Annotated in this window: 13 protein-coding genes; 8 read left to right on the top strand and 5 right to left on the bottom strand. The window is 30.7% G+C overall.

The genetic code is table 11. The annotated features are described in order from the left end of the window. The first annotated feature begins 1 nt into the window (after position 1). The 6 genes from VJY38_RS02290 (at position 2) to VJY38_RS02265 (ending at position 6498) form a co-directional block, all read left to right on the top strand. Positions 2–496 (top strand): NADH-quinone oxidoreductase subunit C, encoded by a 495-nt coding sequence (locus tag VJY38_RS02290; protein ID WP_353679048.1) that lies wholly within the window; start codon positions 2–4, stop codon positions 494–496. Positions 497–498: 2 nt separating this feature from the next. Then, the gene (gene nuoD / locus VJY38_RS02285; protein ID WP_353679047.1) at positions 499–1749 is read left to right on the top strand and encodes an NADH dehydrogenase (quinone) subunit D; all 1251 of its coding nucleotides are present in this window, start codon (positions 499–501) and stop codon (positions 1747–1749) included. Positions 1750–1778: 29 nt separating this feature from the next. After that, positions 1779–2261: an NADH-quinone oxidoreductase subunit NuoE gene (gene nuoE / locus VJY38_RS02280; protein ID WP_353679046.1), complete on the top strand. Its 483-nt coding sequence runs from the start codon at positions 1779–1781 to the stop codon at positions 2259–2261. Positions 2262–2264: 3 nt separating this feature from the next. After that, entirely contained in the window at positions 2265–3575 is a 1311-nt protein-coding gene (gene nuoF / locus VJY38_RS02275; RefSeq protein WP_353679045.1) for an NADH-quinone oxidoreductase subunit NuoF, read from the top strand. Positions 3576–3588: 13 nt separating this feature from the next. Then, on the top strand, positions 3589–4143 hold the full coding sequence (locus VJY38_RS02270) for a flavodoxin family protein (protein ID WP_353679044.1): 555 nt from the start codon (positions 3589–3591) through the stop codon (positions 4141–4143). A 102-nt stretch (positions 4144–4245) separates the two neighbouring features. Then, entirely contained in the window at positions 4246–6498 is a 2253-nt protein-coding gene (locus VJY38_RS02265; protein WP_353679043.1) for a methyl-accepting chemotaxis protein, read from the top strand. 54 nt (positions 6499–6552) lie between these two features. Here the strand turns inward: VJY38_RS02265 and VJY38_RS02260 are convergent, their stop codons facing one another. From VJY38_RS02260 to VJY38_RS02240, 5 genes are read right to left on the bottom strand one after another with little or no spacing between them, the layout of a single operon-like run. Next, complete coding sequence (locus VJY38_RS02260) at positions 6553–8349, bottom strand: M28 family peptidase (protein WP_353679042.1); 1797 nt, start codon at positions 8347–8349, stop codon at positions 6553–6555. Between the two features lie 27 nt (positions 8350–8376). Next, the gene (locus VJY38_RS02255) at positions 8377–9096 is read right to left on the bottom strand and encodes an MBL fold metallo-hydrolase (RefSeq protein ID WP_353679041.1); all 720 of its coding nucleotides are present in this window, start codon (positions 9094–9096) and stop codon (positions 8377–8379) included. A gap of 6 nt (positions 9097–9102) precedes the next feature. Continuing rightward, positions 9103–11130: a FeoB small GTPase domain-containing protein gene (locus VJY38_RS02250; RefSeq protein ID WP_353679040.1), complete on the bottom strand. Its 2028-nt coding sequence runs from the start codon at positions 11128–11130 to the stop codon at positions 9103–9105. A gap of 5 nt (positions 11131–11135) precedes the next feature. Further along, positions 11136–11354: a FeoA family protein gene (locus tag VJY38_RS02245; protein WP_353679039.1), complete on the bottom strand. Its 219-nt coding sequence runs from the start codon at positions 11352–11354 to the stop codon at positions 11136–11138. Further along, positions 11344–11814, bottom strand: a complete 471-nt coding sequence (locus VJY38_RS02240) for a Fur family transcriptional regulator (protein WP_353679038.1) — start codon at positions 11812–11814, stop codon at positions 11344–11346. The genes VJY38_RS02245 and VJY38_RS02240 overlap by 11 nt, the downstream gene beginning before the upstream one ends. Positions 11815–12042: 228 nt before the next feature. On the opposite strand from VJY38_RS02240, the gene VJY38_RS02235 reads away from it, so the two are divergent. Together VJY38_RS02235 and bcp are read left to right on the top strand one after the other, a co-directional pair. Beyond that, positions 12043–12525 (top strand): redoxin domain-containing protein, encoded by a 483-nt coding sequence (locus VJY38_RS02235; RefSeq protein WP_353679037.1) that lies wholly within the window; start codon positions 12043–12045, stop codon positions 12523–12525. A 33-nt stretch (positions 12526–12558) separates the two neighbouring features. After that, positions 12559–13014: a thioredoxin-dependent thiol peroxidase gene (gene bcp / locus VJY38_RS02230; RefSeq protein ID WP_353679036.1), complete on the top strand. Its 456-nt coding sequence runs from the start codon at positions 12559–12561 to the stop codon at positions 13012–13014. Position 13015 lies beyond the last annotated feature (1 nt).

Raw genomic sequence — 13015 nt, 5'->3', positions numbered from 1 at the left:
TATGGCTTTTAAAGATCTTATCATCGAGAAAATCAAAAAGCAATTCGAAAAGTCAATTGAAGAAGTAAAAGAATTTCGAGGTGATTTATCAATAACAATTGCGAAAGATAAAATTGTAGAACTTGCAAGATTTTTAAGAGATGATGATGAACTTTGTTTTGAAACCTGTCTTGATGTAACAGCAATTGACTGGGCAACAAGAAAAAATAGGTTTACAGTTGTTTATCATGTTTATTCATTCAAAAATAATTTTACACTCAGAATAAAAGCTAATATAGATGGCGAACCACCTCAAATCGAAACCGTATCATCTATATGGCCAGGTGCTAACTGGTACGAAAGAGAAACTTATGATATGTATGGAATTGTTTTTCTAAATCATCCTGATTTAAGAAGAATGTATATGCCAGAAGGTTTTGAATATTATCCTTTAAGAAAAGATTTTCCTCTTTTAGGTATACCTGGATCATTACCATTACCAGATAAGTTAGAATAATTATGGAAAATAAAAAGAACGTCTACTCCGACGAAAAATTATTAAAAAAATTGCTCGAAGATAAAAATATCACCATCGAAGATGCATTAGAAAATGAGATGGTGATAAACATGGGGCCGCAACATCCAGCAACTCATGGAGTTTTAAGATTAGTATTAAGATTAGATGGTGAAACAGTTTTAAGTGTTATTCCAGAACTCGGTTATCTACATCGTGGTTATGAAAAGATGGCAGAAAACATGAGCTATATTGAATATATACCTCATACAGATAGACTTGATTATACTGCTACTATGTGTAATAATGTGGCTTATGTTTTAGCTGTAGAAAAATTACTTGGAATAGAAGCTCCTAAAAGAGCACAATATATTAGAATGATGGTTGCTGAACTTTCTCGTATTGCTGCTCACATGGTAGCAATTGGTACTTATGCAATGGATGTGGGTGCTGTTACAATGGTTATGTGGACTTTCCGGGAACGAGAAAAAATTCAAAATATTTTCGATAGACTGGCTGGTGCAAGATTTACTACAAGCTATACAAGAATTGGTGGTGTTGCAAATGATGCAGATGATGTTACTCTGAAAATGGTTCGTGATTTTCTTGATCAACATCAATCAGCTCTTGATGAAATGGATAAACTACTTCTAAGAAATAAAATTTTTATTAATCGATTAGATGGAATTGGTATTCTTCCAAAAGAAGATGCTATTAAACTTGGAATAACTGGACCAAATCTACGTGCATCTGGTGTCGAGTACGATGTTCGTAGAGCAAAACCATATTTATTTTATGATGAAATTGATTTTAATATTCCTACTCAATCAGAAGGAGATTGTCTTGCTCGATATTATCAGAGAGGTGAAGAGGTAAGAGAAAGTGTAAAAATTTTATACCAGATTCTTGATAAAATGCCTGGGGGAGAAGTCCTTGCAAATGTTCCAAAACATGTACTTCCACATAAAACTGAAATTTATACTAAAATGGAAGAATTAATTCACGATTTTATGTTGATTAATTATGGCATTAATCCTCCTGAAGGTGATGTGTTTTTCTCAGCAGAAAATCCAAAAGGTGAATTGGGTTTTTATATTGTAAGCAATGGAACAGGCTATCCCTGGAAATTAAAAATACGTTCACCATCATTCTGCAATTTGCAGGCATTGCCTGTCGTTTGTAAAGGTGCAATGATTTCTGATGTTATTGCCATCATCGGAAGTTTAGATCCTGTTATGGGAGAAGCAGACAAATAAATTTTTGTAATGTAATTAAAGAGTGTAGTATGAGTTTTAAGTTTACAGAAGAAAATCTAAAAAAAATTGAAGAAGCACGAAAAAAATATCCTACTTCATTAGCTGCTGTAATGCCAACACTTTATATAGCTCAGGAACAAAATGGTTATATATCAAATGAAGTAATTGATGAAATTGCTGAAGTACTTGGAATTGATAAAGTAGATATTCTGAGTGTTGTTACTTTTTATACTATGTATCATACAAAACCAGTAGGTAAGTATCACATTCAAGTTTGTACAAATGTTTCATGTATGTTACGTGGTGCGTATGATATATGGGATTTAATTAGAAATAAACTTGGAATATATAATATGGAAGTAACCCCTGATGGAAAATTTTCAATCGAGGAAGTTGAATGCATGGGTGCTTGTGGTTATGCTCCTATGATTGCAATTAATGAAGATTATTATGAAAATCTTACATTAGAAAAAGTCGAAGAGATATTAAATTCACTTTTAAATAATGAGTAATAAATGGAAAGAATAGTATTACCTGATATACCAAACCTGAATCATATTGAAGTTTATTTGTCAAATGGTGGTTTCGAAGCCGCAAAGAAAGCTTTTTCTCAAACACCTGAAGATATTATTGATCAGGTTAAAAAATCTGGTTTGCGTGGTAGAGGTGGTGCTGCATTTTTAACGGGTTTGAAATGGAGTTTTATGCCCAGGACTACAGATAAACCAAAATACCTCTGTATAAATGGGGATGAAAGCGAACCGGGCTCATTTAAGGATAGACAAATTTTTGAATATAATCCATTTCAATTAATTGAAGGAATTATTATTACTTGCTATGCTATCGGTGCACAAACTGCTTATCTATACATTAGAGGTGAATATCATAAGTGGATTAAATTAATGCAAAAGGCAATTGATACCGCTTATGAAAAAGGTTTTCTTGGCGAACGAATGAAAGAAACTTTTAATACAGATTTTTATTGCAATCTTTATATTCATAAAGGAGCTGGGGCTTATATTTGTGGAGAAGAATCAGCTCTGATGAATTCAATAGAAGGATTGAGAGGATATCCAAGAGTTAAACCGCCATTTCCTGCACAACGTGGTCTGTGGGGTTGTCCAACTACAATTAATAATGTTGAAACTATAACTAATGTTCCTCCAATTATCTTAAAAGGATGGGAATGGTTCTCAAAAATTGGTGAACCAAAACATCCAGGTACACTTTTATATGGTGTGAGTGGTCATGTAAATAAACCTGGAGTTTATGAATTACCAACTGGTATTTTATTAACAGATTTAATTTATAACTATGCTGGTGGAATTCCAGGAAATAAAAAAATAAAATGTGTAATTCCCGGTGGAACTTCGATGCCACCATTAAGAGGCGATCAGCTCGAAGGTGTAAGAATGGATGCTGAATCACTTAAACAAGCAGGTTCAGCAATTGGTACTGCTGGAGTTATTGTTATGGATGAAGATACTAATTTATTAAAAGTGTTATTAAGAATTACTCGTTTTTATCATCATGAAAGTTGTGGCCAATGTACTCCTTGTCGCGAAGGGACTGGATGGATGGAAAAAATTTTACATAGAATTGCTGAAGGGAATGGCACTTCAAAAGATCTGGATTTATTAATTAGTGTTGCAAATAATATTGAAGGAAATACAATTTGTGCTCTTGGTGATGCGGCAGCCTGGCCAGTAAAATTTATGATTCAACGCTTTCGTGATGAATTTGAAAAATATGTAAAACCTGATATTAAAATTACAATACCAAATAAAGTTCATTCATTAAGAAATACTAAATTACCACTTAATTAATAAACGAATAATTATGGGGAAAGTATTAATTCTCTATTATTCGAATGAAGGACATACAAAAAAGATGGCAGAGTATGTCTGCGAAGGTGCAAAGGAAGTTCCTGATACAGAAGTGCGTATTAAATCAGTAAACGAAGCTAATCGTGATGATATTTTCTGGTGTGATGGACTGGCATTGGGTTCACCGACTTATCTTGGTACTGTTGCAGCTGAAATGAAAAAATTCTGGGAATCATTATTACCAGATTGGCAAAAGTTAGATGGAAAAATTGGATGTGCTTTTAGCTCACAAGGAGGATGGGGCGGAGGAGCAGAATTAACATGTCAAACTCTATTAAATATTTTAATAAATTATGGATTTCTTGTCTTTGGTGTAACAGATTATTCAGGTAAACAATTTACTGCTCATTATGGTGTAACTCAAGCTGGCGAACCAAGACAGGATAAGGAAATTGAAGCATGTCGTAGACTTGGAAAAAGATTAGCAGAGTGGGTTGCTGTTTTTGTTGATGGTAGAAAAGATTTACATCCTCTCAATAATTTGTATAAAAGAAATCCCTGGGATTAAATTTTCACTTCCTAATTAAAAATTTTTCACATTTCCATTCAAAAATATTTTTCTAATTCGATAATAGACTTGGAATTACTGTTTTTTATTATTGGAGGAAAAATGCTTAAAAAGTTTCATGATCTAAAAATTATTAATAAGATTATTATTCTGTTTATTATTGTTGTTATAATAACCGGGATTAATGCTTACCTTGTCTATATGAATTTAAACAGAGAAGAAAAAGTTATTCATAATATGGGATATAATATCTTACCGGGTGTACATTCATTAATTACACTTTATCAAGCAGAAACTTCGGTGTTAGCAGGTGAAAGAGGAGTTTTGAATTATGACTTAAAAAATGAAACTGTAAGAAAGTCGATTTATGAGTCCATTCCAGCAGCATTTAAAAGAGCAGAAGATGCGTGGAAAATTTATGAATCTTTAGAAAAATCTGAAGAAGAACAAAAAATATGGCAGAAGTTTGTAAATGATTGGAATGTTTGGAAAGATGCTCATGAATCTGTTATTAATACTTTAAAAAAGATTGATAATTTAAGATCTCAAAATGTAGATGAAAATAGTCCAGAAATTTTAGCATTACGTCAGGAAGCAAGTAATTTATCCATAAAAGCACTGGAAAGATTTGATATTGCAAAGATGAATCTAAAAGAACTTGTAAGAATAAATGAAGAAAGAGCAAAAAGTTATACAGAATCAACACTTAATGAAGTCTCAACTGCTAAGTCAAGAACATTAATATTCATTTTGATCTCTTCTGTAATTGTATTTTCTTTTATTCCAATTATAAAGAAAACAATTGTTGAACCTATTAATACTCTGGATAAAGAGGCAAAAAAAATAATAGAAGGCAACTATGATATAACGATTAGTAATAAAGATCGTAAGGATGAAATTGGTGATTTAAATAAATCATTTGAAATAATGATTAATAAAATTCAGGATGAAATTGCACGAGCAACAAGTTTTCAAATTGGTGTGAATGGTGCATTCTTTATTGTTGATAAAGATTTAAATCTTAGATTTATAAATCAAGCAGCCTGTGATATAATAGGTCTTGAAAAGACACCAGAAGAAATTATTGGTAAAATGAAAGTTAAAGAAGTTTTTGGAACGGACTCAGTTAGTAGAAGAGCAATTGAAGGTATATTCTTAAAAGGAGAGAAAATTTCTTTAAGAAATAGAAGAGGTGAAGAATTTCCGGTTTTAGTTCAATCTGGACCAATTTATAATAGTAAAAAAGAATTTGATGGAAGTTTTGTATTCTTTACTGATCTTAGAGAAATTGAGGAAAAAAATAAAGAATATTTAAGAGAGCAAATCAAACCAATTGCAGAAATAATTGAACGATTGGCTAATGGAGATTTTACACAGGAATTAGAATTAAAATCTGATGATGTTTTGTATGAATTAGGATTGAAGATTAATAAAATGATAGTTGAATTAAGAAATGCTTTGGGAAATGTAAAAGAAGCAATCCAGTCAACAGCAAGTGCTGCAGAACAAATATCATCATCATCAGAAGAAATGGCAGCAGGAGCACAGGAACAAAATTTACAGGTCAATGAAATATCTCGTTCAATTGAGCATATGACAAAAGCAATAATAGAAATGTCAAAAAATATAACTGAAGTTGCTCAAATGTCGCAAAAATCCAGTCAGGCTGCAAAAGAAGGAACTGAAAAAACACAAAATACTAAAGAAGGAATGAATAAGATAGTAAATGCTTCTCAGGAAGCTGCCGATATCATTGCATCACTTGCAAATAAAACAGATCAGATTGGGGAAATAACTAAAGTAATAGATGATATAGCAAATCAAACAAATCTTCTTGCATTAAATGCTGCAATTGAAGCTGCAAGAGCCGGTGAGCAGGGTCGTGGTTTTGCAGTTGTTGCAGATGAAGTAAGAAAACTTGCCGAAAGAACTACTAAAGCTACTAAAGAAATTGCAGAGACAATTAAATCAATTCAATCCGAAGTTAAAGAAGCAGATAAATCGATGTCGAATGCTAAATCTTCTGTTTATGATGGAATGAAATTAACAGAAGAAATTGATACTGTATTGCAAGAAATTTATAAGTCAGCTAAAAATGTTTCTGAATTAATTGATAATATTGTTGCAGCAAGTCAACAACAATCAATAGCTGCGGATGAAATAAGTAAAAATATAGAAAACATTGCCAGTGTTTCTGAACAGAGTACTACAAGTACAGGACAAATAGCCAGTGCTGCTAATAATCTTGCACAATTGACAAATCACTTAGAAGAATTATTTAATAGATTTAATATTGGTGAGAATTTATTAACTTCTACAAAAAGAGCTTTTATGCTTGAGAGTTTAAATGTATAAATATTGTAAACATACCTTGAAGGAGAAATTTAAAACTTTTCTTTCGAGGTATGTTTACTTTTCAATTAACTCTACATTAAACATTAATTCATTGCCGTCTCTTAAAACAGTAATCTCAACTATATCACCAGCTTTATAACTTGATAATGCATACATAAAATCATAAATGTTATTAATCTTTTTCGAACCAAATTTAATTATTATATCACCACCTTTTAAGCCAGCTTTTTCAGCAGGTCCACCTTCGGTAACGCCAGAAATTTTATAACCTTCTCCGTTATAACCAAATTCTGGAATCGTACCTACTGTTACTCTTGAACGAGCAGTGTTGCGATTAAGTTGTTCAACTTTTACAAAGTCAGGTTTAATTTCACTGGATTGAATTTCGTTTGCTATGTCAAATACAAATTTTAGAATTTCTGCTTCCCCTTCATAATTAATTTTATCTGGGTCATCGCTGGGTTTGTGATAGTCCGAATGTATTCCAGTAAAGAAGAATAGAACAGGAATATTTTTATTTAAAAATGCTTGATGATCACTACCACCAGAACCTGCATCGCTGAGAGATAATTCAAAACCATATTTGTTATATTTTTTTAGCAACTCTTTCCAGATTGAAGATGTTCCAGCTCCAATAATAGTAAGTTTTTTTATTGAATCTAATCTCCCAATCATATCCATATTCAACATTGCAATTATATTTTCTTTTGGTATGGGTAAATTATTTGTGAAGTATGTAGAACCAAGAATTCCTAATTCTTCTCCAGAGAATGCAATAAATATTATACTTCTTTTCAAATGTTCTTTCTGTGAGCAAAATTTTTCTGCAAGTTCAAGTAAACCACTTGTTCCAGAAGCATTGTCATCAGCTCCATTGTGAATTTGTTTATCTTTACCTTTGTAAAGTGATGAAGAAAGTAGTTGATCAATTCCCAGATGGTCATAATGAGCACCTATTACAATATATTCATTCTTTAATAATGAATCATTCCCTTCTAAATAACCTGCTACATTTCTTGCAGTATTTTCTATTTCTTTAATCTCTGTACTTAATGATATTTTTATGTTACTCAACTCAAATGAATTAGGTATTTTTTGTTTATCTATTTGTTCCTGAATTTTTTGAAATTCAAAACCTTCTCTTTCCAGAATATTGTTTATAATATCTCTTTTGATTTGAATAACAGGGAAATCTTTTATAGCTGGTGCACCATCATATTGAAGTTTAATGAAATTATCTTCTTTTTCAGATAAAATTCCATTAACAAATATTACTCCTATTGCACCATTTTCTTTGGCAGTTAAAGCTTTATATCTAAGTGAAGAATAATTATCAAATTCAGATTGACTGCTATCATGCTCAGGATGTCCACGCATAATAAGAACAATTTTATTTTTTACATCCAGTCCTTCGTAATCATTATAATTTAATTTTGGAGCAGATATACCATAGCCTGCAAATACAAGATTTGATTCTTTCTTGGCTTTCCCGGAAAAAGGTGCTGTTATAAAATCTTTTTTTGGAATTAACTTAATTTCTTTATTCTTTATTTTAATTGTAACATTGTTGTTTTTTGTTAATTCAATTTTTTCTATAAATTGAAATTCCTGGAAATAGGAGTTTTTGAATAAAGGCTTTAATCCATAAGTAGAAAATTGCTCTTTTATATAATTGCCAGCCTTCTTTTCTTCTTTAGTTCCTGAAAATCTTCCTTTCATTTCATCAGAAGCTAAGTAAAATAAGTGTGCTTTAATATCTTCAGGAGATATTTCTGAATTGAGCCAATTCTTTTGTGCTAAAAGAGATGCGGAAAGAATAAATGTTAAAAATAGGAATGAAAATTTTTTCATATCGTTTTTCTAAGATTTATAAAAAAATTATTGGGGTACATGAACTAAAAAATATTCTTTTGCAGTTTTTCCAATTGTAGAAGCCTGTTCAATTGTCATATGGAGTTCGGTTGTAGATTCATCGTGAGCTCCTGCTTCTATTATTGCTAAATCTGATCCTTTAGCCATTTTTACAAGATTTTCACAAAATGCAGTATCGCCACCATAACAAATTGATTTAGAATCATAGAAAAATTTAAAACCGAGTGAAGGAACACTTACATATTTTCCATCTGGACTAATTTCTCTATGGTTAACTTTGAATGGTTTGATTTTTACTGAGTGTCGTGTAAATAATTTTTCGTCATTAATAGGTTTTAGAATTATTTCGTATGAAAGTTCTTTTTTATAAACTTTCAGGAATGCTTTATAAATACTTTCAATTTCAATACAACCTTTAGGATAATAAATTGAAAGAGGTTGTCTTCTTCTTAAAACAGATAAATATGTTAAAAGTGACCATACACCACCAACGTGATCATGGTGACCATGACTTATGAATATATCCGAAACTCTTAATATAGTTTCTGCCCCTACATCTTGATTTAGATCTCTTAGAATTCCATCCCCGGGATCAATAATAAAAGTAGTTTTGCTTGTAGTAAGCAAAATGCCTGTAGATACATTAGGAATTGAACTATAAATTTTTATAAAGAAATCATCTTTTCGCCAGACGAGGGGATATTTATGCAAATTAGTTTGAGTCATAATGATTTATACAATTATTTGTGCTATTATTCCACCAATTAGAAATGCACTGATCCATGTTCCAATCCATATTGAAAGACCTTCTTTCCATCCCCTTTCTTTTAACATAACAACAAACGATGCAATGCAAGGTACAAATAAAGTTATAGTAATTATTGCTACTGTAATCTGCATGGCATTTAAATTTAGATCAAAAAGTCCAGCTGCACCAAAATCTCTTCTAACCATTCCCATTACAAAAGCATTAGCAGCTTCTTTTGGAAGTTTCAACCAATAAACTGTAAGTGGTGCTAATAAATTTTGCCATACAGTTAATAAACCAGTAATTTCCATTAAGCCTATTCCAAGTGCCCCAACAAAAAACCAGAATCCTGCTTCTTTCATAAAACCATAACTACGATAAAAAGTTTTTTTGAAAACATTACTAAGTCTTGGAAATCTCATCATGGGCAAGTCAATTAAAAGTGGGGAGCTTTCACCTGGTATTAATTTATTTAGAATAGTTGAAAGTAATATTAAAACAGTTCCAATAACAGATACATAAATTAGAAGTGGTGTAATACCAGCACCGCTTAATAATACAGTAATTACTGCTAACTGAGCTGAACAGGGAATAACGAATTGAAGTATCGCAGTTACTATTGATTTTTCTCTTTCACTTCCAAGTAATCTTGTTGTTATATTTGCCATTGTAATGCAACCAAATCCAAGTATAATTGGAATTACTGCTTTCCCATTCAATCCAATTTTATTAAATGTTCTATCGAGCATTGTTGCTAATCTTGGTAAATAACCACTATCTTCCAGAAATGCCATAACAAAGTAGAATCCAATAACCAGAGGTAAAAGAAGAAAGAGCAGATAAGTTGTAGTCATTGTGATAATACCAAATTCACCAAATAATAATCTTAAGACAGGATTATAGAAATGGAAATTTGTTTCCGTATTAGTAGAGTTTGATAAATTTTTAAATTCATTTCGTAATACATAATTTTTGTGCATACCTTCAGGGAAGTAAAAACTCTTTGTATTTATTTTTTCTCCGTTATTGTTTAGGATATCTACAGTGATTTTACAATTAGAATAATCAGCTATAAAAGATTTTAAATTATATTCGAAATATCGTTTACCAAGCGTATTTTCAGTAAAATTCACAACTCTTTGCGATATAAAATCTCCAATAAATAAGTAAACAAGAAAAAGCATTACAGCCAGGATTGGAATGCCAGTTTTAGGATTAAGTGATAATCTTCCTAAATGACTGAATATCTCTCCCTTTTTTGAATCTTCATATTCTACCTGATCTACTATATCATTAACTCTATTTCTTCTACTTATATAAATTTTTTCTCGTGATTCGTGTGTATCGATTTTAATATTATATTTTTGTGCAGTATCTTCATCTCCTTCTAAGATTAAAAGGGCTTCGTCTTGTGGTATTGATTTTTCTATTAGCTGTTGTAATAATGGATAAAGCTCAAGCTGTTGATTTCCTGTTCTTGCTTTTTCAATTGCATAATCGATTTTATCAAAGCCATATTTTGATACTGCTGCTGTTTCAATTACTTCGACACCAAGAAGTTTGGAAAGCAGATTAGTATTTATTTTGATTTTTCTTTTTTTCAACTCATCAGAAAAATTTAGAAGTACAGAGACTTTTTTTCCCATATCAATTAACTGAAGTGTAAGGAAAAGATCTCTTTCAAGATGTAATGCATTAACAACATTTAAAATAATATCTGCTGAAAGGATTATTTCTTTTGCTACTTTTTCTTCGTCATTAAAAGATGAAACTCCATATATGCCAGGTGTATCGTAAATCTCTTTATCTTTATAATTACTTTTATTAATTGAGATTGTTGTTCCAGGATAATTAGATACATCTACATACATTCCACTCATATAGTTAAATACACAGGATTTACCAACATTTGGATTTCCAACTAAAACAACTTTCTTTCTATGTGTTTTTGTTGAATGATTATATGTTAATTGTTCTTGTGAACTTATATATTCTGGTTTATCATATTTCATAGCTTTTACTCTAAGATAATTTTAATTTTTTTAGCTAAATCATAACCAATTGCTATTTCCTGTCTATTTTTTTTAACTACAATTGTACCACCAGGTAATCTTTCAGAACATAAAACAGAATCTCCTTCAGAAATACCAAGCCGAATAAATTGAGCTTTTAATTTTCCTGGTGGTAAATTTACTATGGTTACTCTATTTCCTTTTTTTGCTTTATCAAGTGTCATTTTTATTATCTATTCTGTGTTTGCAATTTATGTTTGTGCATTTACCAAAAATATTGAAAGAATGTCCACTGGGTTCGAATCCTAATTTAGCAGAAATTTCTTTTACAATAATTTCTATTGTTGGTTCAGAAAATTCTACTATTTTACCACAGGTTGTACATATTAAATGGTCATGACTTTTTTTGCCATATTTTGCTTCGTAACGTGTTTTGTTCTCACCGAAATTTCTTTTGGAAAGTAAATTACATGCTGCCAGAAGTTCGAGTGTATTATAAACAGTAGCTCTCGAAACATTCGAATTATTATTTTTCATTTTCAGAAATAACTCATCTGCACCAAAATGACCATCATACTCTAAGGCATAGTCCAGTACTTCGAACCTTTCTGGCGTAATTCTGTGGTTCTCTTTTTTTAGAAATTTTCGAAATTCTTCATGTGCCGAGTTGTGATCAATGTTCATTTGTCTATAATTTAGATTAAGTCTACATAAACATACAAAGAGAGTGGAAATTTAGCAAGTTTTAAAAATATTTCTTTAATTTTTTTTGGTAAAAGAGTAGGAATGAAACTTAAATTGTTCAATTTCTGTTAACTTTTGTAAATAAACATTATGATATTTTTTAAATTTAACTTACATTTTAGTCGAATACTATTAAATAAAATTTGCAATTAAAAAAAGGAGAAAAACATGGCACTGAAAATAGGAGACATCGCACCGAATTTCACACTAAAAAACTTTAATAATGAATCTTTTTCACTTTCAGATTATAGAGGCAAAAAAAATGTAGTTATTTTATTTTTCCCTGCAGTAGGAACATCTGTTTGTGAAAAAGAATTGTGTTCTACAAGAGACAGTATGAAAGATTATGAAAATTTAGATGCACAGGTTTTTGCAATAAGTGTTGATGGTCCTTTTGCCCAAAAATTATGGGCAGAGAAGCATCAATTTAATTTTCCTTTATTGAGTGATTTTAATAAAGAGGTCTCTCAGTTATATGGAGCATTTTATGATGTTTGGCTTCCAGATAAATTTAATCTCAAAGGGGTATCAAAAAGAGCTGCATTTGTTGTTGATAAAAATGGTGTTATTCAATATGCTGAAGTTTTAGAAAATGCAGGAGAAGAACCAAACTATGAGGCAATTAAGAATACACTGAAAAATTTATCTTAAGATTTATCTGTAGAAGAAGTTATTGGAGTAACAATGCTTGAGGTAGGTAAAAAAGCACCTTCATTTTCTTTACCAGATTCCAATGGGAAAAAAGTATCACTTAAAGATTTCTTGGGACAGAAACTTATCTTATACTTTTATCCCAAAGATATGACAAGTGGATGCACAAAAGAAGCATGTGATTTCAGAGATAATTTCCCTAATTTTGAAAAGCTTAATGTGCAAGTAATAGGAATTAGTCCAGATTCGGTTGCTTCACATAAAAAGTTTGTGGAAAAATATAATTTACCTTTTATATTACTTAGTGATGAAAAGAAAGAAGTTGTTCAAAAATATGGTGTCTGGAAAGAAAAATCTTTATATGGGAAAAAATATATGGGTGTTGAACGGACTACATTTATTATTGATGAAAATGGGAAGATAATGCATATCTTTCCAAAAGTTAAAGTGAATGGACACGTTGAAGAAATATTAAAAATATTAGGATAGT

The sequence above is a fragment of the Rosettibacter firmus genome (assembly GCF_036860695.1).
GTDB lineage: Bacteria > Bacteroidota > Ignavibacteria > Ignavibacteriales > Melioribacteraceae > Rosettibacter > Rosettibacter firmus.
This window is presented reverse-complemented; position numbering and strand designations above follow the sequence as displayed.